Here is a 20,146-nt window from a genome sequence, read left to right as displayed (position 1 = left end):
ACTCGGCTGGCTCAAACAACAACATCACCCAGCAAACAGACATCACTCTTGCGGAGCATTCGATGAACAGCTGGTTCGGTAACATCAGCGTCAACCTCAAACTCGGCCTGGGCTTCGGCCTGGTCCTGGTCCTCACTTCGATCCTGGCCCTTACCGGCTGGACCAGCCTGGGCGGCCTGATTGACCGCAGCAATTGGATGAGCGACATCACCCAGCTCAACGCCTCGCTGACCAAGCTGCGTATCGTGCGCCTGCAATACATGCTGGCCAACGGCGACGAAACCGTGGCCCAAAACGTCCAGACCAGCCTGGATGCCTTCGCCGCCCAGCAACAGAAACTGCTGGACAGCTTCAAGAGTCCGGAAAACCTCAAACTGCTCAATGAGCAGAAAGCCGTCATCACCGCCTACCAGCAGTCCCTGAACAAAATGCGCGAGGCCTACCGTAACGGCAACGCCGCGCGCCAGGTCATGGGTGACAAAGCCGATACCGCCAACACCCAGATCAACGCCCTCGATGCCAGCGTGCAGCAGATGGCCGAGAGCCCGGAGCGTTTCACCCAGTTCCAGGCCGTGACCCAGGCCAAGGAAGACTTCCAACTGGCCCGCTACGAAGTGCGCGGCTACACCGGCAACGTCAACGCCGACACCGAAGCCCGTGCTGCCGCACAAATCGAAAAAGCCATCGGCGGCTTGAAAAAACTCAGCGCTGTCTTTGGCGCCGACCAGCAAACCGCACTGGCCGCCCTGGAGACCGCCCTCGGCGCCTACCGCACCGCGGTGCAAAGCTACAAGGCCGCCAATGCCAACATCGTCAGCGCCCGTGCCGAGATGACCACCCAAGGCGCCGATATCGTCACCATCAGCGACAAGCTCTACGACATCCAGCTTGACCGCCGCGACGCCGAAAGTGCCCAGGCCCGCAGCCTGCAATTGATCAGCACCTTGCTGGCCCTGCTGGTCGGCGTTATCGCTGCGATCGTCATCACCCGCCAGATCACCCGCCCACTGCAAGAAACCCTGGCCGTGGTGGAACGCATTGCTTCCGGCGATTTGAGCCACAACATCCAGGTCACCCGTCGTGATGAACTGGGCGTGCTGCAACAAGGTATCCAGCGCATGGGCACGACCCTGCGCGAGCTGATCAGCGGTATCCGCGACGGCGTGACGCAAATCGCCAGCGCGGCCGAAGAATTGTCAGCCGTGACCGAGCAGACCAGCGCCGGCGTGAACAGCCAAAAGATCGAAACCGATCAAGTCGCCACCGCCATGCACGAGATGACTGCCACCGTGCAGGAAGTCGCGCGCAACGCCGAGCAGGCCTCCCAAGCCGCGTCCGACGCCGACGGCCAAGCCCGCGAAGGCGACAAGGTGGTGGCCGAAGCCATCGCCCAGATCGAACGCCTGGCTGCCGAAGTGGCACGCTCCACCGACGCCATGGCGCACCTGCAACAAGAGAGCAACAAGATCGGCAGCGTGATGGACGTGATCAAGGCCGTAGCCGAGCAGACCAACCTGTTGGCGCTCAACGCGGCAATTGAAGCCGCACGTGCCGGTGAAGCCGGTCGCGGCTTTGCCGTCGTCGCGGACGAAGTGCGGGGCCTGGCCCAGCGCACACAAAAATCCACCGAGGAAATCGAAGGCCTGGTCGCCGGTTTGCAGAACGGCACCCAGCAAGTGGCCACGGTGATGAACAACAGCCGCAGCCTCACCGACAGCAGCGTCGAGCTGACACGCAAGGCCGGTGTGTCCCTGGAAAACATCACCCGTACGGTGTCGAATATCCAGTCGATGAACCAGCAGATCGCCGCCGCCGCCGAGCAGCAAAGTGCCGTGGCTGAAGAGATCAGCCGCAGTATCGTGAATGTGCGGGATGTGTCGGAACAGACGGCTACGGCGAGTGATGAGACCGCCAAATCGAGTGTTGAATTGGCGCGCTTGGGTAGCCAGTTGCAGCAGATGGTCAGTCACTTCCGGGTGTAAGAAACATCATTGTGGCGAGGGAGCTTGCTCCCGCTGGGTCGCGCAGCGGCCCCAACAATCTTGGGAGCGCTTCGCACTCCAGCGGGAGCAAGCGCCCTCGCCACAGGCAAACTTAGACATACTCGGCCCTCCGTGAGTTGGGCCTCAGCTCCAACCCCAGCCACTAACTGGGGTTTTTATTGCCCGCGATTTACCCCTCACCTTCCTCGACAAACACCAGCCGATTCCCAAACGGATCCTTGATGCTCATCTCCCGCGAGCCCCAAGGCGTGTCTTCAACCTCAGGCTTGGCATAACGGTAATCCTTGCCCACCAACTGCTGCTGGTAACCGTCCACCCCTTGCGCCTGAATCCGCACCGCCGCACCCGGCGACGCATCGCCATGATGCTCGGACAAATGCAGCACGCACTCACCCAACGACACCTGCAAATACAGCGGGAAGTTCGCCTCGAAGCGATGCTGCCAATCCACCGTGAACCCCAGGAAGTCGACGTAAAATTCCAGCGCCTTGGTCTCGTCGAAAATCCGTAAGATGGGGGTGACTTTTCCTAAGTGCATGGCAACCGCTCCGTGTATGAAAAGCGCCCACTATAGAGACGAAAACCCCTTACGCAAATCCCCACTGCGCGCCAGGAACCGACCCGGTCGTTGGCCATTTGCCTGTCCCTCGCGGTAGCTCAACACGCCGTTGACCCACACCCCATCAATCCCTTCTGCCGCACGCTGCGGCGCCTTGAAGTCGGCCACATCACGCACACGCAACGGGTCGAACAACACCAGGTCAGCCCAATGCCCTTGGCGAATCTCACCCCGCTCGGCCAAGCCGAAGCGCGCCGCCGACAACCCGGTCATCTTGTGCACCGCCGTGTGCAAGGGGAACAACCCCACATCCCGGCTGAAATGCCCCAACACCCTTGGGAACGCACCCCACAAGCGCGGATGCGGGAACGGATCTTCCGGCAACCCATCCGAGCCCACCATCGACAGCGGATGCGCGAGGATACGTCGCACATCCGCCTCGTCCATCCCGTAGTACACCGCCCCCGCCGGTTGCAGGCGGCGCGCCGCGTCCATCAGCGAAACGTCCCACTCGGCGGCGATGTCCTGCAAATCGCGCCCGCCCAGTTCAGGGTGCGGCGTCGACCAGGTGATGGTGATACGAAACGCATCGGTAACCTGCTTCAGATCCAGGGTCGAAGAGCTCGCCGCATAGGGATAACAATCACACCCCACCGGGTGGGTTTTCGCCGCCGATTCCAACGCTGCCAACAGCTGTGGACTACGCCCCCAGTTACCCGCGCCGGCACATTTGAGGTGGGAAATGATTACCGGCACCTTGGCGTGCCGGCCGATCAGGAACGCTTCGTCCATGGCCTCCAGCACCGGTTCGAATTCACTGCGCAAATGGGTGGTGTACACCGCACCGAACGCCGTCAGTTCTTCCGTGAGTTGCAGCACCTCATCGGTCTCGGCATTGAAGGCACTGGCGTAGGCCAGCCCTGTGGATAACCCGAGGGCGCCGGCTTCGAGGCTCTCTTGCAGTTGCACGCGCATGGCGGCGATTTCATCCGGCGTGGCCGTGCGGTGCAGGTCGTCCATATGGTTGCTGCGCAGCGCCGTATGGCCGATGAGTGCGGCGACGTTGACCGCCGGATGGGCGTTTTCGACTGCCGCTCGATAGTCACTGAAACGCGGATAAACAAACGCCTCACGCTTGCCGAGCAAGTTCATCGGGTCCGGCGGATCACTGCGCAAGCTCACCGGCGAGGCGCTGATGCCGCAGTTGCCGACAATCACCGTGGTCACGCCCTGGCTCAGCTTGGGCAACATCTTCGGTTGGCGGATCACCACGGTGTCATCGTGGGTGTGCACGTCGATAAAGCCCGGCGCCAGTACGCGGCCGCTGGCATCCACCTCATGCTCGGCCGTCGCTGCCGACAGGTCACCGATCGCAGCGATGCGCCCCGCACGCAGCCCCACATCGGCGAGGTAGCCGGGGGTGTTGCTGCCGTCAATGATCAGCGCCTGGCGAATCAACGTGTCGTACTTCATCTCAGTCTCCAAGCGGCAGGCTGTCGGGGCCGCCGCGATAATCGTCGAGGGCCAGCTTGATCCGGCGCAGGCGTTCCCGGTTGTCGTCCGGCAGGGCCAGCGCCAGCTCGGTGGCGAGCAGGTCGATGGCCAGCAGCATGCCGTAGCGCGCGGCCGTGGGTTTGTAGATAAAACTGGTTTCGGCCGGTTGCAGCGGCAGCAGCACATCGGCCAAGTGCGCCAAGGGTGAATCGGCCAAGGTGATGGCGATGATGCGCGCGTCGTAGTTGCGCGCCAGCGCCACCACGTCCAGTAGCTCGGGGGTGCGGCCGGTCAAGGAGCACACGATCAACACGTGCTCCGGCCCGAGGGTTGCCGCCGCGACGCGCATCATCACCGGGTCATGGCAGGCCGCTATCGGATAGCCCAGCCGCACCAGGCGCACCTGCAACTCATCGCTGCACAGGCTCGACGGGCCGCCCATGCCAAACGCATGGATCATCCGCGCCTGGCCCAGCACATTCACGGCATCGACAAACCCCGCCTGGTTGAAGCCTGACAGGTGCTGACGCAACGTCGCCTCGATATCGCCGAGAATCTGCCGATGAAAGGCCGACTGTTCCGGCTTGCCCGCCGGATCGAGGAAGCGGCTGCCCACGCCACTGGCCTGGGCCAGTTGCAGGCGCAGGTCGCGCAAATCGCGGCAACCGACGCTGCGCGCAAAACGTGACAGCGTCGCCGTACTGACCTCAGCCCGCTGGGACAACTCTTCCAGGCTGGCCGACGCGGCAAAGCCCACGTCGTCGAGCATCAGCCTGGCGATACGGCCTTCGCCGGCGCTGAAGGAATCCTGGCGGGCGCGGATCTGGTAGAGGATGTCCATGAAGTCTCCGGGTTACAGGATGCAGGACAGACCATAGGTAAGACCGAAGGCGACTAAAGAAATCAGGGTCTCCAGCACGGTCCAGGTCTTGAAGGTCTGGATCACCGTCATATTGAAGTATTCCTTGATCAGCCAGAAGCCGCCGTCGTTGACGTGGGAAAAGATCACCGAGCCCGCACCGGTGGCCAGCACCAGCAGTTCCGGGTGGGGATAACCCAGGCCCATGGCCACTGGCGCGACCACACCGGATGCCGTGGTCATGGCCACCGTCGCCGAACCCGTGGCGATACGCATCAACGCGGCGAACAGCCAGCCCATCACCAGCGGCGACAGCTGGAAAGCGTGGGCCAGGCCGAGGATTTCATTGGTAACGCCGGCATCCACCAGAATCCGATTCAAGCCGCCGCCCGCGCCCACCAGCAGCGTGATGCTCGCGGTCGGCGCCAGGCATTCGTTGGTGAACTTGAGGATCGACTCGCGGTTGAAGCCCTGGGCGATGCCCAAGGTCCAGAAACTCACCAGGGTCGCCAGCAGCAGCGCGATCACCGAGTTGCCGATAAACAGCAAGAACTGGTTGAAACCGCTGCCCGGTGTGGAAAGCACGTTGGCCCAGCCGCCGATCATCATCAGCACCACCGGCAACAGAATCGTGCCCATGGTCAGCGTAAAGCTCGGCAAACGGGTGCGCGGTTCACGCTCGATGAACTGACGCTCCAGCGGGTTTTCCGCCGGCAGGTGAATGCGCGGCACGATGTACTTGGCGTACACCGGGCCGGCGATGATTGCCGTCGGGATGCCGATCAAAATCGCATACAGCACGGTCTGCCCCACCGACGCGTTATACGCCAGCACCGCCATCATCGCCGCCGGGTGTGGCGGCACCAGCGCATGCACCACCGACAAGCCGGCGACCATGGGCAAGCCGACCATCAGGATCGACACGCCCACCCGCCGCGCCACGGTAAAGGCAATCGGCACCAGCAACACAAAACCGACTTCGAAAAACAGCGGCAAGCCCACCAGGAACGCGATGCACACCATCGCCCAGTGCGCGTTGCGCTCGCCAAACCGGTTGATCAGGGTGCGCGCCACCTGCTCGGCGCCGCCCGACTCGGCCATCATCTTGCCGAGCATGGTGCCCAGCGCGACGACCAGGGCGATATGCCCCAGGGTCTTGCCGACGCCCGCTTCGTAGGAGCCCATGATGGTGTCTGCCGGCATCCCGGCCGTCAGCGCCAGGCCGATGGACACCAGGGTGATGACGATAAACGGGTTGAGCCGGTAACGTGCAATCAGCACGATCAAAGCAATGATGGCGATGGCAGCGTATGCCAACAGCCCGAAGCCCAGTGATGCGGCCATGCGGTACTCCTCGGAAAGGGTCACGTCGAATTGGTTGTGAAACTCATAAATCATTACCGAGGAGCATTTTCAATTTTTATGAAAGTAATTTTCGCCCACAGACACGCGCTGTCGCGTTGGGATATGCCCGACGGCCACTGATGAAAATTCGGGGGGTGTTCTTACATGAAGATCAGAGGATGGCGGAAACTCAAACGTCGCCATCCAGTCATAGAATGCGCAACCCCCTAACAGCCAGGAAACCGCCCATGATTCGCACATCCCTCGCCGCCAGCGCCCTGCTCCTTGCCCTGTGCGGCACCGCTTCGGCGGCCGATAACGCGGCGCTGAAAAAATGCATGGACGGCGCCAACACCACCGCCGACATGGTCAATTGCAATGCCAAGGAAGCCAAGGTGCAGGACAAGCGCCTGAACACGGCCTACAAGACCGCCCTCGCCGCCCAGGAAGGGGCGCGCAAGCAGCAACTGCAAGACGTGCAGCGCCTGTGGATAAAGTACCGTGACGCCAATTGCGCCTTTGCCGGCAGCGCCACCGGCGGCAGCATCGACCAGGTCAACGGCTCCGGCTGCGTGCTGGACATGACCCAGACCCGCGCCCAGGAGTTGGAAGACCTGGTCGGGCCATAATTTTTTTGCGAATAAGCTGCTTATTGTGGCGAGGGAGCTTGCTCCCGCTGGAGTGCGCAGCGCTCCCAAGTTTTTTGGGGCCGCTACGCAGCCCAGCGGGAGCAAGCTCCCTCGCCACAAGTATTCCATTCCAGCTCACCACTCAATCAGTCGTGATGCACCTTGGCGCGCTTGAGCAGCTTCTTGCAGCGCTCCGACAAGTGCAGCACCCGCAGGTGCTTGCCGGCCTTGGCGTAGCGCTCGCGCAGGGTCATCAGCGCGGCAATCGCTGAGTAATCGACAAAGCTCAGGTGACGGCAATCCAGCGTCACCTGGGCCGGGTCGTTGGCCGGGTCGAACTGGTTCAGAAACGGCGTGGTCGAGGCAAAGAACAACGTGCCGTGCAGGCGATAGAGCTTGCTGCCATCGGCCTCCAGATGCTCATCGGCATACAGTTCCCGCGCCTGCTGCCAGGCGAAGTTCAGCGCCGCAATCACAATCCCGCACAACACCGCCGTGGCCAGGTCGGTGAATACCGTGATCACCGTCACCGCGATAATCACCAGCACATCGTTGAGCGGCACCTTGTTGATGACCCGCAACGACGCCCAGGCGAAGGTCTGCTGGGACACCACGAACATCACCCCCACCAGCGCGGCCAGCGGAATCCGCTCGATAAACGGCGACAGAAACAGAATGAACAACAGGATCATCACCCCGGCAAACACCCCGGAGAAACGCCCGCGCCCACCGGAACTGAGGTTGATCACGGTTTGCCCGATCATCGCGCAACCGCCCATGCCGCCAAACACGCCAGAGACCATGTTCGCCGCGCCCAGGGCCACGCTTTCGCGGTCGGGGTAGCCACGGGTCTCGGTGATTTCGTCGGTGAGGTTGAGGGTGAGCAGGGTTTCCAGCAGGCCGACCATGGCCATCAGGAACGCGTAAGGCGCGATGATGCCGAGGGTTTCCAGGGTCCAGGGAATTTGCGGCAGGGCAAAGGTGGGCAGGCCACCGGCGATGTGGGCCATGTCGCCCAACGTGCGGGTCGGCAGGCCGAGCAGGTACACCGCCAGGCCGACGCCGAGGATCGCCACCAGCGCCGGCGGCACTGCACGGGTGATACGCGGCAACAGGTAGACAATGGCCATGGTCACCAGCACCAGCCCGATCATCACGTACAACGGCGTGCCGCTGAGCCAGTGCTCACCGCTTTTGAAGTGCTCCAATTGCGCCAGCGCAATGATGATCGCCAAGCCGTTCACGAAGCCAAGCATCACCGGGTGCGGCACCATGCGCACCAGCTTGCCCAGGCGCAACAGGCCGAACGCGATCATGATCAACCCGCCCAGCAGCACCGTAGCCAGCAGGTACTCGACGCCGTGTTGCACCACCAAGGCGACGATCACCACCGCCATCGAGCCCGCCGCACCGGAGACCATACCGGGCCGACCACCGAACAAGGCCGTGAGGGTGCAGATGATAAAGGCGCCGTAGAGCCCCATCAGCGGGTTGAGGTGGGCCACCAGGGCAAAGGCGATGCATTCGGGCAGCAGCGCAAAAGACGTGGTGAGGCCGGCCAGGGCATCGGCGCGCAGACGGGTGAGCTTCATGAGGTACCAGGGTAATGCGGGGGATAAGGCTGGGGATGGTACGGAATTGAAGGGGTTGGGGCTAGTCTGGAAGACCGAGTGGCCCCCTTCGCGAGCAAGCCCGCTCCCACACTTGACTGCATTCCAAAGTTGGAACTCGGTCAAATGTGGGAGCGGGCTTGCTCGCGAAGGCAGCGACTCGGTATCAAGCGAACATCACACCATCTCGTTGCGAATCCACTCAACAACGGACGTCCGCTTCGGCACCCACCCCAACACCTCCCGCGCCCGCTGGCCACGCACCCGGCTGTTGGAGCCCAAACCATAATTAGCCATTTCATAACCCCACTCAGCCTCAGCCTCGGCCAACGGCCAATCCTGTGGTTGACCCAGCTTCAAGGCTTCGGCAATCGCCGTGGTCATGTCGATAAACGACGCCTCGCTGCTTTCGACGAAATAGAACGTGCCCGGCACATTTTTCTCAAGTGCCAGCAGGTACAACGCCACCACATCCTCAATATGCACGTTGGACCAGATGTTCTGCCCCGGCCCCACATGGCGCACCACCCCACTCTTGCGCGCCTGCTTGAGCAAGCGCGGCAATTGCACGCTGTCACGCTTCACGCCCAGGCTATGGCCGTAGATCAGGGTGTTGCAGATTACCGCCGAATTCACGCCGTCGTTGGCGGCGGCCAGGATCAGGTTGTCGATGGCTACGCGTGCGGCCTTATCCACCGTCGGTTCCGGCAAATTGTCCTCGAAGTAGATGACATCGCTGGCCTTGCCGCCCGACGCGTCACCGACGATGCTCGAACCGCTGGTGTGCAGGAACGGCTTGTTCGAGCCTTTCAGCGCCGCCAGCAAGGTTTCCACTGCCGCACGATGGTCGCTGCTGGCGGCGTTGATCACCGCGTCAGCCTTCTGCGCCTGCTCGGTCAATACGGCCGCGTCGTCCAGGCTGCCGATCACCGGGGTGATGCCCAAGGCGGTCATTTCCGCGGCTTGTTCGGCACTGCGCACCAGGCCAGTGACGGTGTGGCCAGCCTTGACCAGGCCAGTGGCAATGGAACCGCCGATAAAACCTGCGGCGCCGGTAACGAATACGTTCATGGAGCGTTCTCCTGACTGAGTAAGTGATGGGCCCAGTATCAAGGGCCGATCCTTGACGAATAAGCCCCTGCCGCCCAATTCACTGTTGCGCGGCGGTCACGAATCAGCAGGCATACCGCGCCAGCTTGGCCTGGATAAAATCGAGGAAACACTGGATACGCAGCGCCAACTGCGAGTTGCGGTAATACACCGCGTGGATCGGCTGGCGATAACCGCTGTTGAACGCCTCCAGCACCGGCACCAGGCGGCCGGCGTCGATGTCGGCGCTGGTCATGAAGTTCGACAGGCAGCAAATGCCCTGCCCTTCCAGCGCCAATTGGCGCAGGGTTTCGCCGCTGGACGCAGAAACGCTTGGTTGGATCAGCCAGCGGTCGCCTTCCACATGGCGCAGCGGCCAGTGGTTGAGGGTTTCGGTCTGGGTGAAGCCCAGCAAGGTGTGATCGGCCAACTCGGCCACCGTGGCCGGTGCGCCGAATTGCGCGATGTAGTCGGGGCTGGCAAGGATATGCAGCGGCGTACAGCCGAGGGAACGGGCATGCAAGGTGGAATCGGCCAACACACCGATACGGATCGCAATGTCGGTGCTCTGTTCCAGCAAGTCGATGATCAAGTCATCGCTGTTCAGCTCCAGCTGGATTTCCGGGTACAAGCGGCGAAACTCGGCGATGTACGGCACGATCCCATGCAGCATGAAGGGCACGGCTGCATTGATGCGCAACCGTCCTGCCGGTTTTTTCTGGCGCGACGACAAGCGTTCTTCCAGCTCATCCATCTGCGCCAGGATCACCTTGGCCTGCTCGAAGAAATACTTGCCCTCTTCGGTCAGGTCCATGCGCCGCGTCGTGCGGTTGATCAGCGTGGTGTCGAGCTTGGCCTCCAGGCGCGACAGCGTGCGGCTGACCGCCGACGGCGTCTGCCCGACCTGCTCCGCCGCCGCGGAAATCGAGCCGCACTCAATCACGCTGACAAAGATTTGTAGCTCGTCGGATCGGGCTTTCACAGGCGGTCCTCGTTATCGGTTCGCAGCAGCTTACACCGAGAGGTTGAACACCTGCGCCAGATGCTGCTCGTAGCGCGCCACGTCGGCTTCGATGGCTGGGCGTTTCATCACGTCCACACAGAGGAAGGTCGGCAGGCCGGTCATGCCGAGGAATTCGTTGGCCTTGTGGAATGGGAAGTACACGGCGTCCACGCCCTTGGCTTCGAAGAAGTCGCTCGGGTCGTCGAAGGCTTGCTGCGGCGCGTTCCAGGTCAGCGACAGCATGTACTGCTTGCCGTGGATCAGGCCGCCGCTGCCGTATTTCTGCGACGCATCGGAACGGGTGCGGCCATCGCTGGCATACAGGCTGCCGTGGCCTTCGGTGAAGACTTCGTCGATGTACTTCTTCACGATCCACGGCGCGCCCATCCACCAGCCGGGCATCTGGTAGATGATCACGTCGGCCCAGAGGAACTTGGCGACTTCTTCCGCCACGTCGTAGCCAGCGTCGATATGGGTGACCTTGACGTCGATCCCGCCACGGTCCAGCACGGCCAGGGCGGTGTCATGCAGGGTGGTGTTGTAGCGACCATCGGAGTGGGCGAACTGTTTGCCGCCGTTGAGCAGGAGTACTTTTTTCATGGGAGGGTATCCAAGAGGTTGAAAATGTCTGGACGCAGACTATCGACCTCGGCCCCTTGGAATAAGCGGCGGCACCGCAAAATACATTTGACTGAAATGCACGAATACCTTGGCGATTGTTAACCACTGATCAGCAGATGAGCGCCCAACAGCGCCATGCAGATAAAAAAAACGCGCTTGAACAGCTGCGCACTGATGCGCTGACGCACCACCTGGCCGAGCCACATGCCCAGCAACGCCGGCACCAGCGCCAGCAGCGAGGCATTGATCTCGCCGCCACCCAGGGTACCGCGCCAGGCCAACCCGGCGGCCAGCGCCAGGGTCGAGACGGTAAATGACAGCCCCAACGCCTGCACCAGCTGATCGCGGTTCAAGCCCAGCGCCTGCAAATACGGCACCGCAGGAATCACAAACACGCCGGTGGCCGAGGTAATAACGCCGGTGATCACGCCACACAGCGGGCCCAACCAGCGTTCGTTTGCAGGCTTGACCTTGAACGTGGGCAAGAACAGACCGCTCAACGCATACACCAGCAATGCCCCGCCCAATGCGTGCACCACCCAACGGCCGCCGTCCATCCCCAGCCACACGGTGCCAAGCCCGGTGCCGAGAGCGATCAGCAACAACATCGGCCACAGGCGTTTGAGCAACGCGCTCAAATGGCCACCGAACGCCAGTTGCCAGAGATTGGTGACCGTCGAGGGAATGATCAGCAGCGCCGCAGCCTGCGCCGGCAGCATAGCCAGGCCGAGCAAGCCCATGGCGACGGTGGGCAGGCCCAGGCCGATCACACCCTTGACCGTGCCGGCCAGCAGGAAGGTGCCGAACACCAGCAGGGTCAGGGCGGGACCGATGTCTTGGTAGAACGCGAGGACGGTATTCATGGGCTGATTGTGCGGGGTTGGGGCGGGGTTGGGAATTCGCCATATACTGAGGCAGCCTCTTGTTTTGTGTGAGGCTGATACCGCCTTCGCGAGCAAGCCCGCTCCCACATTTGACCGAGTTCCAACATGAGAATGCGATCGAATGTGGGAGCGGGCTTGCTCGCGAAGAGGCCAGCCCAACCACCCGAGAACCCGGACCATGCACTTTGACCTGATCGACCTGCGCCTCTACCTGCACATCCTCGACACCGGCAACATCACCGCCGGCGCCGCCCGCAGCCATTTGTCCCTGGCCGCCGCGAGCGCACGCATCCGCGCCATGGAAGCTTCACTGGGCATCGAATTCCTTGAGCGCGGCCGCCGTGGTGTCACCCCAACCCTCGCCGGCATTGCCCTCGCCCGCCACGCCCGCCTGCTGCTGCAACAGGCCGAACACCTGCAACAAGACCTGGCCGAATACGCCAACGGCAGCAAAGGCCAGGTGCGCCTGCTGTGCAACACCACGGCCCTGAGCGAATACCTGCCGGAGTTGCTCGCGAACTTTCTGCGCGAACACCCCAACCTCGACATCGACCTGCAAGAGTTACCCAGCCTGCGCATCACCCAGGCGTTGCGTCAGGGCACGGCGGACCTCGGGATCATTTCCGACGCAGTAGACACCCACGGCTTGCAGACCAAGCCCTTTCGCGACGACCCGCTGGTGTTGATCATGCCGCTGGACCATCCCCTGGCCGTGGGCAGCGTGAGCTTTATCGACAGCCTGCAACACGACTACGTCGGCCTGGCCGCCAGCAGCGCACTGGCGGTGTACCTGGAGGAACAGGCGTTGCACGCCGGGTTTCGCCTGCACACACGGATTCGCGCCGAGGGCTTTGATGGAGTGATCCGCATGGTCGCCGGCGGCGTCGGCCTGGGCATCGTGCCCCAGGCCGCACTGCAGCGGTGGCCGGCTGCGCAGCGCTTCAAGGCCCAGCCGCTCAATGAGGCCTGGGCCCGTCGCCGCTTGCTGTTAGCCGCACGCGCGTTCGAACAACTGCCCGGCTACGCCAAAGCCTTGTCTGCCGCCTTGGCCCGACCCTTGCGGAAGAACCCGTAGTACACCGCCGATAGAATCACGAGAAACGGCACGCCAAACACCAAGGTCATCTTGAACGCCTCGGTGAAGTAGGTGGTGATCATCACCGCGCCCATCAACACCAGGCCCAGCAGCGTGCTATAGGGAAACAGGCGCAGCTGGAACGACAGCTTCGGCCCGCCATGGCGCTTGCGATAGCGCCGGAAGAACAGGTGCGTGAGAAAGATCATGAACCAGGTGAAGATCGCGCCAAACATCGAGATGGCCATCATCAGGGTGAACGAGCTTTCCGGATACACCACATTGAGCAAGGTCGCCAGGGCAATGCCCGAGCTGGACAGCAGCAGCGCGTTCAACGGGATGCCGCTCTTGCTCAGGGCGCCCATGGACTTGGGCGCGAACCCAGCGCGGGACAGGCTGAACATCATGCGCGTGGTGATATACAACTGGCTGTTCATTGCCGACAGCGCCGCGATCAGGATCACGAAGTTCATCACCCCGGTGGCGCCGGGAATGCCGATGGTCTGCATCACCGTGACGAACGGGCTCTGGGTCTGCCCGGCCTGGTTCCACGGCACGATGGCGAGCATCAGCGCCAGGGTCAGCAGGTAAAACACCACCAGCCGCACGATGGTGGCGCGGAAGGCCTTTTTCACCGCTTGCTCCGGGTCGGCGGCTTCACCAGCGGCCACGGCGATCATCTCCACGCTCAGGTAGCTGAAGATCGACACGATCACCGCCATCCACATACCGCTCAGGCCATGGGGGAAAAAACCGTCGTGGGCCGTGTAGTTCTGCACGCCGTATTCCGGGTTGCCGGAACCGAACACCACGTACACCGCCAGAATGATGAAACCGACAATGGCGCTGATCTTGATCGTCGAGAACCAGTATTCGAAGTTGCCGAAGGTCTTCACGCTGATGGCGTTGAGCAGGATCAGTACGCTGGAAAACGACACGATCCACACCCACTCCGGCACGTTGGCGAACCAGTACTTCATGTACATCGCCACCGCCGTGACCTCGGCGCCCACCGCCAGCACAATCGCCGCCCAGTAGGCGTAACGCACCAGGAACCCGGCCAGCGGGCTGATATAGAACTCGGCGTAGGCGCCAAAGGAGCCAGAGGTGGAATGGGCCACCGTCATCTCCGCCAGGCAACCCATCAACAGCAAGGTGATCAACGCGCCGATGGCGTAGCTCACCAGTACGCTGGGCCCGGCATAACCGATGGCGTAGGCGCTGCCCATGAACAGCCCGGTGCCAATGGCGCCGCCGATGGCGATCATGCTCATCTGGCCAGAAGTGAGCTGGCGCCTCAGGCCCAGTTCGCGTTGGGTGATTTCTGCAAAGCCGGTGTCTGGCGTGGTCACGTGGTGTGCCCCTTTATTATTGTGATTGCACGGTTTGAATATTGACGCAGATCCCCTGTGGGAGCGGGCTTGCTCGCGAATGCGGTGGGTCAGCTTGCACATGTATTGCTGATCTACCGCTTTCGCGAGCAAGCCCGCTCCCACACAAGCCCACTCCACATGTTGATATGTGTTGTGTCAGGTGACGCTATTTCTGACTTTGAATTGTGGCTGGTCCCAGGTGCGCTGATCGAGGATTTCACCGAGGATCTCCACGGCATCAAATACCTCGGTAAAGCTTGTGTACAACGGCGTAAACCCAAACCGCATGATGCGCGGCTCGCGGTAGTCACCGATCACGCCCCGGGCGATCAGGGCCTGGATCACCGCATAACCTTCAGGGTGTTCAAAACTCACGTGACTGCCGCGCTTGGCGTGTTCACGCGGGGTGATCAGCACCAGCCCGTGGGCAGCGCAACGCGCTTCGACCAACGCGATGAACAAGTCGGTCAACGCCAGGGATTTGCGGCGCAAGCTGGCCATATCGGTCTGCGCAAAAATCTCCAGGCCGCATTCCACCACGGCCAGCGAGGTGATCGGCTGGGTGCCGCACAGGTAACGGGCAATACCGGCGCTCGGCGCATAGGCCGATTCCATGGCGAACTGGCGTGTATGCCCAAACCAGCCCGACAACGGCTGGCGCACCAGGTCCACCAGCGCCGGGTTGACCCACACAAACGCCTGGGAACCCGGGCCGCCATTGAGGTATTTGTAGGTGCAACCAATCGCGTAATCGGCAGCAGCCTGATGCAGATCGATGGGCACCGCGCCCGCCGAATGCGCCAGGTCCCAGATACTCAGCGCGCCGCATTCGTGGCTCAACGCAGTGAGCGCCTGCATGTCGTACATGTAGCCGGTCTTGTAGTTGACGTGGGTGAGCATCACTACCGCCACGTCGGCGTCGATGGCGTGTGGCAACTCGTCCGGGCTGTTGACCAGCCGCAGGGAGTAACCCTGTTGCAGCAGCTCGGCCAGGCCTTCGGCGATGTACAGGTCGGTGGGAAAGTTGCTCGCTTCGCTAACGATCACCTTGCGCTGCGGTTGGCGCTGGCGCTGCACCGTCAACGCGGCGCTGAGCACCTTGAACAGGTTGATCGAGGTGGTATCGGTGATCACCACTTCGCCATCGCGCGCGCCGATCAACGGGGCCAGGCGATTGCCCAGGCGCTGGGACAGATCTGCCCAGCCGGCGCTGTTCCAGCTGCGAATCAAGCCATTGCCCCACTCCTCGCTGATCACCTGTTGCGCCCGCGCCAGCGCCGTCACCGGACGGGCGCCAAGGGAGTTGCCGTCGAGGTAGATCACACCCTCCGGCAAAGCGAACTGCTGGCGCAGCGGCGCCAGCGGGTCTTGATCGTCGAGGGTTTGGCAATGGCTTCGGGTGGTCATGGTCGGTCCTGGTTTTTATAAGTGAGGATGGACCAAATAATGAACGAAGATTTAGAGAATTTTCGTGCAAAGTGCTGGGTAACAAGCTAATTAAGCTGTAGGAAATTCGAACTAAACCCCTAAACACGCGGATTTATTCTAAGCATGATTCTCGACGCCACCGACCTTCGCCTCCTGCATTTTCTGCAACAGGATGGGCGTATCAGCAACCAGGAACTGGCAGAGAAAGTCGCGCTGTCACCGTCCGCCTGCCTACGCCGTTTGCGCCTGTTGGAAAGCGAAGGCGTGATCAGTGGCTACCGCGCGGTGCTGAATGCCGAGCAGTTGGGCATCGAGTTGGAAGCCATCGTCCACCTGTCCCTGCGCCAGGATGTGGAGGATTGGCATGAGACGTTCATCAAGAAGGTGCAAGGCTGGCCGGAAGTGGCCAGCGCCTATGTGATCACCGGCGCGAGCAACTATGTGCTGCGGGTACAGGCGCGCAATCTCAAGCACTTTTCGGACTTTATCGTGAACCACCTGAACCGCACGGCGGGGGTGATGGATATCCGTTCGGAGATTGTGTTGCAGAAGATCAAGGATCGGGATGAGGTGCTTGACTTGGTCATCCGCAAATAGCGGCAACACCACAAAACCCTGTGGGAGCGGGCTTGTGTGGGAGCGGGCTTGCTCGCGAATGCGGTGGGTCAGCCACCGCAAATGGCGACTGATACTCCGCTTTCGCGAGCAAGCCCGCTCCCACATTTTTAACCGCGTTTAGTCTTCGAGGGCGCGCACGCGCTGCATGCGTTTCTGCTCTACCGGCGCAGTCGCAGCCTGCAACTCAAAGTCAAAATCAATCTGCGCAAACCGCCCCTCCACCCCAAACTCCCGCGCCAGCTGCTGATCGTCACTGAAACGAATCTCGGCAATCAACTCATCCCGCGTCGCGTAGGCAAAATCATCGTGCAGGTACGGATCATCCGACAGGTTGATCTGCGTGGTCAGGTGCCGATGCCCCGGCGCCGAGATAAAGAAGTGAATATGCGCCGGCCGCTGCCCATGGCGGCCCAGTTGATCGAGCAACTGCTGGGTCGGCCCGGTCGGCGGGCAACCGTAGCCTGACGGCACGATGCTACGGAAACGATAGTTGCCCTGGGCATCGGTCTCGATGCGGCGGCGCAGGTTGAACTCGGACTGGGAAGGGTCAAACCACGAGTAAGTCCCACCCGTGTTGGCCTGCCACACATCGACAATCGCCCCGGCCAGCGGCTTGCCGTCGGTGTCGCGCACCTGGCCGCGCATAAACAGCGGCGCCGCCGCGTCGGTGCCATCATCCAACCGTGCTTCGTATTGGGAGAGCGGCGCGCCGGCCACGTACAGCGGGCCTTCGATGGTGCGTGGCGTGCCGCCGGATTTGCCGGCTTCCTCGTCGGCCGCGTCCATCAGCAAGTCCAGGTAGTGCTCCAGGCCCAGCCCGGCGGCGAGCAAACCGGCTTCCTGGTTCTTGCCCAACTCGTTGAGGTAGTTGACCGCCTTCCAGAACTCTTCCGGGGTCACTTCCAGGTCTTCGATGATATTCACCGTGTCCCGCAGGATTCGGTAGATCAACGCCTTGGTGCGCGGGTTGCCGCCGTCGTTGAGGTTGCCGCTGGCTTCTTCGAGAAACCGTTGGGCATGGGCAGTCTGGGAAATTCGGATGGACATGGTGCAATCCTCATCTTGTAATTATTAGTGTTGAAAACAGGCTTAACGGTCGTCCTCATGGATCGACGAAGGGTGCCGGCACAGCGCGTTCACTTCGATGGCCATGTAGGGGTAAAGCGGCAGTTGCATCAGCAGGTCGTGCAGTTCTTGCACGCTGTCGACATCAAACACGCTGTAGTTGGCGTAGAGCCCGGCGATGCGCCACAGGTGGCGCCATTTGCCCTCGTGTTGCAGGCGCTGCGCCAGGGCTTTTTCTTCGGCCTTGAGGGCGGCTGCGCGCTCGGGATGCATGTCCAGCGGCAGGTTCACGGTCATTTTTACGTGGAACAACATGGCAGGCGCCTCTTAGTGTTTGTCACGACGGAAGAACGCCAGGCGCTCTTCATCAATGGCCAGGCCCAGGCCCGGGGCGGTGGAGACATGCAGGTGGAAGTCGCGGTACACCAGCGGCTCGGCGAGGATGTCTTCGGTCAGCAGCAGCGGGCCAAACAGCTCGGTGTCCCACGCCAGTTTGTTCAGGGTCAGGAACGCATGGGCCGAGGCCAGGGTGCCGATGCCGCCTTCGAGCATGGTGCCACCGTATAGGCCGATGCCGGCCGCTTCGGCAATCGCGGCGGTGCGCAACACGGCGCGCGGGCCGCCGTTCTTGGCGATCTTGAGGGCGAACACCGAGGCCGCGCCTTCGCGGGCCAGGTTGAAGGCATCTTCCACACACTCGATGGACTCATCCGCCATGATCGGTGCCGGGCTCGACAGGTTGAGCCGGGCCATACCGCCACGGTTGTTGCGCGAGATCGGCTGCTCGATCAGGTCGATACCGTTGTCGCCCAACACCTTGCAGGCACGCAGGGCGACGGCTTCATCCCAGGCCTGATTGACGTCCACCCGCACACTGGCGCGGTCGCCCAAGGCTTTTTTGATCGCGATCACATGGGCCAGGTCGTGGCTGACTTCGCCGGCACCGATCTTCAACTTGAAGATGCGGTGGCGGCGCAGGTCGAGCATTTTCTCGGCCTCGGCGATGTCTTTTTCGGTGTTGCCGCTGGCCAGCGTCCAGGCCACCGGCAGTGCATCACGCACACGGCCGCCGAGCAGTTCGCTGACCGGCAGGTTCAGGCGTTTGCCCAGGGCGTCGAGCAAGGCGCTTTCGATGCCGGACTTGGCAAAGGTGTTGCCTCGGATGCTGCGCTCCAGGCGCAACATGGCGGCGTTGATATTGCTGGCGTCCTGGCCGATCAGCAGCGGCGCGAAGTGGCGGTCGATGTTGACCTTGATGCTGTCCGGGCTTTCGTTGCCATAGCTCAAGCCGCCGATGGTGGTGGCTTCGCCGATGCCTTCGATGCCATCGGCGCAGCGCAGGCGGATGATCACCAGCGTCTGGTTTTGCATGGTGTGCATCGCCAGCTTGTGCGGGCGGATGGTAGGCAGATCGACAATAATCGTCTCGATCGACTCGATGGCGCAAATCGGCATGGCAATACCCGTTGGGTTCTTTATAGATTTGTGTCGATTCTGTCCCGCATTTTTTCTGGGTTCCAATATAGAATTAGTCTCAAACAATACTCTCAAGGTATGAAGGGAGCTGACATGGAACTGCGTCACCTGCGCTATTTCCAGGTGCTGGGCGAAACCCTCAACTTCACCCGCGCCGCCGAACGCCTGCACATTGCCCAGCCGCCGCTGAGCCGGCAGATCCAGCAATTGGAAGATGAATTGGGCGTGATCCTGCTGGAGCGCGGCCGCCCGTTGCGACTGACCGAGGCCGGGCGGTTTTTCTATGAACACGCCAATGTGTTGCTGGAGCAACTGCACAAGGTGTGCGACAACACCCGCCGTATCGGCCAGGGCGAGAAGACCTGGCTGGGCATCGGCTTTGCGCCCTCGACGCTGTACGGCGTGCTGCCGGAGTTGATCCGCCGCCTGCGTAACCATGACGCGCTGGAGCTGGAGCTGGGGCTGTCGGAGATGACCACCTTGCAGCAGGTCGAAGCGCTCAAGGCCGGGCGCATCGATGTGGGCTTCGGGCGGATTCGCATCGACGATCCGGCCATCGTCCAGCGCGTGTTGGTGGAAGACCGCCTGGTGGCCGTGCTGCCCGCCGGCCACCCGCTGCTGGCCGCGCCCGCCACGCTTGCGCAGTTGGCCGCCGAGCCGTTTGTGCTCTACCCCGGCAACCCGCGCCCCAGCTATGCCGACCACGTGATTGCCTTGTTCGACGCCCATGGCTTGAGCCTCCAGGTGGCGCAGTGGACCAACGAGTTGCAGACCGCCATCGGCCTGGTCGGCGCCGGGATGGGCGTGACGCTGGTGCCGGCGTCGGTGCAGGTGCTGCACCGGGCGGATATTGGCTATACGCCGGTGGTGGAGGCCACGGCGACGTCGCCGATCATCCTTAGCCGACGGGTGAATGATCAGTCGCCGGGGCTGAGGCATTGTTTGCAGTTGGTGGAAGAACTGATCTGAGGTCTCACAAACACTGTAATTCTCCTGTGAGAGTGAGTTTGTGTGGG

The 20,146-nt window shown here is 62.0% G+C and carries 19 protein-coding genes; 5 read left to right on the top strand and 14 right to left on the bottom strand.

Annotated elements, in window-relative coordinates; all coding sequences use genetic code 11:
• The first annotated feature begins 62 nt into the window (after positions 1 to 62).
• Entirely contained in the window at positions 63 to 1,982 is a 1,920-nt protein-coding gene (locus ACZRMO_RS24805; protein WP_463974570.1) for a HAMP domain-containing methyl-accepting chemotaxis protein, read from the top strand.
• Positions 1,983 to 2,172: 190 nt separating this feature from the next.
• Here ACZRMO_RS24805 and ACZRMO_RS24800 read toward each other — a convergent pair whose 3' ends face one another.
• Genes ACZRMO_RS24800 through ACZRMO_RS24785 form a run of 4 tightly spaced genes read right to left on the bottom strand, consistent with a single transcriptional unit; the run spans position 2,173 to position 6,259 of the window.
• The gene (locus tag ACZRMO_RS24800; protein ID WP_463974569.1) at positions 2,173 to 2,541 is read right to left on the bottom strand and encodes a glyoxalase superfamily protein; all 369 of its coding nucleotides are present in this window, start codon (positions 2,539 to 2,541) and stop codon (positions 2,173 to 2,175) included.
• A 30-nt stretch (positions 2,542 to 2,571) separates the two neighbouring features.
• Entirely contained in the window at positions 2,572 to 4,035 is a 1,464-nt protein-coding gene (locus tag ACZRMO_RS24795; protein WP_463974568.1) for an N-acyl-D-amino-acid deacylase family protein, read from the bottom strand.
• A 1-nt stretch (position 4,036) separates the two neighbouring features.
• Positions 4,037 to 4,897, bottom strand: a complete 861-nt coding sequence (locus tag ACZRMO_RS24790) for a MurR/RpiR family transcriptional regulator (RefSeq protein WP_463974567.1) — start codon at positions 4,895 to 4,897, stop codon at positions 4,037 to 4,039.
• A gap of 12 nt (positions 4,898 to 4,909) precedes the next feature.
• The gene (locus tag ACZRMO_RS24785; RefSeq protein WP_463974566.1) at positions 4,910 to 6,259 is read right to left on the bottom strand and encodes a GntT/GntP/DsdX family permease; all 1,350 of its coding nucleotides are present in this window, start codon (positions 6,257 to 6,259) and stop codon (positions 4,910 to 4,912) included.
• A gap of 248 nt (positions 6,260 to 6,507) precedes the next feature.
• Between ACZRMO_RS24785 and ACZRMO_RS24780 the strand changes: the two genes are divergently transcribed.
• Entirely contained in the window at positions 6,508 to 6,888 is a 381-nt protein-coding gene (locus ACZRMO_RS24780) for a lysozyme inhibitor LprI family protein (RefSeq protein ID WP_124528317.1), read from the top strand.
• A 146-nt stretch (positions 6,889 to 7,034) separates the two neighbouring features.
• On the opposite strand, the gene ACZRMO_RS24775 is transcribed toward ACZRMO_RS24780, so the two are convergent.
• The 5 genes from ACZRMO_RS24775 to ACZRMO_RS24755 form a co-directional block, all read right to left on the bottom strand.
• Positions 7,035 to 8,480 (bottom strand): SulP family inorganic anion transporter, encoded by a 1,446-nt coding sequence (locus ACZRMO_RS24775; protein ID WP_463974565.1) that lies wholly within the window; start codon positions 8,478 to 8,480, stop codon positions 7,035 to 7,037.
• A 195-nt stretch (positions 8,481 to 8,675) separates the two neighbouring features.
• Complete coding sequence (locus ACZRMO_RS24770; protein WP_463974564.1) at positions 8,676 to 9,569, bottom strand: NAD-dependent epimerase/dehydratase family protein; 894 nt, start codon at positions 9,567 to 9,569, stop codon at positions 8,676 to 8,678.
• 103 nt (positions 9,570 to 9,672) lie between these two features.
• Positions 9,673 to 10,569, bottom strand: a complete 897-nt coding sequence (locus tag ACZRMO_RS24765; protein WP_463974563.1) for a LysR substrate-binding domain-containing protein — start codon at positions 10,567 to 10,569, stop codon at positions 9,673 to 9,675.
• A gap of 30 nt (positions 10,570 to 10,599) precedes the next feature.
• Positions 10,600 to 11,190, bottom strand: a complete 591-nt coding sequence (mdaB, locus tag ACZRMO_RS24760; RefSeq protein WP_124528311.1) for an NADPH:quinone oxidoreductase MdaB — start codon at positions 11,188 to 11,190, stop codon at positions 10,600 to 10,602.
• 119 nt (positions 11,191 to 11,309) lie between these two features.
• Complete coding sequence (locus tag ACZRMO_RS24755) at positions 11,310 to 12,074, bottom strand: sulfite exporter TauE/SafE family protein (protein ID WP_463974562.1); 765 nt, start codon at positions 12,072 to 12,074, stop codon at positions 11,310 to 11,312.
• A gap of 199 nt (positions 12,075 to 12,273) precedes the next feature.
• Between ACZRMO_RS24755 and ACZRMO_RS24750 the strand changes: the two genes are divergently transcribed.
• Complete coding sequence (locus ACZRMO_RS24750) at positions 12,274 to 13,170, top strand: LysR substrate-binding domain-containing protein (protein ID WP_463974561.1); 897 nt, start codon at positions 12,274 to 12,276, stop codon at positions 13,168 to 13,170.
• Here ACZRMO_RS24750 and ACZRMO_RS24745 read toward each other — a convergent pair.
• Both ACZRMO_RS24745 and kynU read right to left on the bottom strand, forming a co-directional pair.
• On the bottom strand, positions 13,116 to 14,522 hold the full coding sequence (locus ACZRMO_RS24745) for an amino acid permease (RefSeq protein WP_463974560.1): 1,407 nt from the start codon (positions 14,520 to 14,522) through the stop codon (positions 13,116 to 13,118). The two genes, ACZRMO_RS24750 and ACZRMO_RS24745, sit on opposite strands and share 55 nt — an antisense overlap.
• Positions 14,523 to 14,699: 177 nt before the next feature.
• Complete coding sequence (gene kynU, locus ACZRMO_RS24740; RefSeq protein ID WP_463974559.1) at positions 14,700 to 15,950, bottom strand: kynureninase; 1,251 nt, start codon at positions 15,948 to 15,950, stop codon at positions 14,700 to 14,702.
• Between the two features lie 144 nt (positions 15,951 to 16,094).
• Between kynU and ACZRMO_RS24735 the strand changes: the two genes are divergently transcribed.
• Positions 16,095 to 16,568, top strand: a complete 474-nt coding sequence (locus ACZRMO_RS24735) for an Lrp/AsnC family transcriptional regulator (RefSeq protein WP_058420006.1) — start codon at positions 16,095 to 16,097, stop codon at positions 16,566 to 16,568.
• Positions 16,569 to 16,706: 138 nt separating this feature from the next.
• Here the strand turns inward: ACZRMO_RS24735 and catA are convergent, their stop codons facing one another.
• The 3 genes from catA to ACZRMO_RS24720 are packed head-to-tail and all read right to left on the bottom strand — an operon-like array spanning position 16,707 to position 19,109.
• Complete coding sequence (gene catA / locus ACZRMO_RS24730; RefSeq protein ID WP_463974558.1) at positions 16,707 to 17,636, bottom strand: catechol 1,2-dioxygenase; 930 nt, start codon at positions 17,634 to 17,636, stop codon at positions 16,707 to 16,709.
• A 42-nt stretch (positions 17,637 to 17,678) separates the two neighbouring features.
• The gene (gene catC, locus ACZRMO_RS24725) at positions 17,679 to 17,969 is read right to left on the bottom strand and encodes a muconolactone Delta-isomerase (RefSeq protein ID WP_017735004.1); all 291 of its coding nucleotides are present in this window, start codon (positions 17,967 to 17,969) and stop codon (positions 17,679 to 17,681) included.
• A gap of 12 nt (positions 17,970 to 17,981) precedes the next feature.
• A complete protein-coding gene (locus ACZRMO_RS24720; protein ID WP_207046501.1) occupies positions 17,982 to 19,109 on the bottom strand; it encodes a muconate cycloisomerase family protein in 1,128 nt (375 codons plus the stop codon).
• Positions 19,110 to 19,223: 114 nt separating this feature from the next.
• Between ACZRMO_RS24720 and ACZRMO_RS24715 the strand changes: the two genes are divergently transcribed.
• Complete coding sequence (locus ACZRMO_RS24715; RefSeq protein WP_463974557.1) at positions 19,224 to 20,099, top strand: LysR family transcriptional regulator; 876 nt, start codon at positions 19,224 to 19,226, stop codon at positions 20,097 to 20,099.
• Positions 20,100 to 20,146: the final 47 nt, after the last annotated feature.

Source organism: Pseudomonas sp. B611, assembly GCF_055407965.1.
The sequence above is the reverse complement of the archived record's forward strand: the minus strand, read 5'-3'. Positions and strand labels throughout refer to the sequence as shown.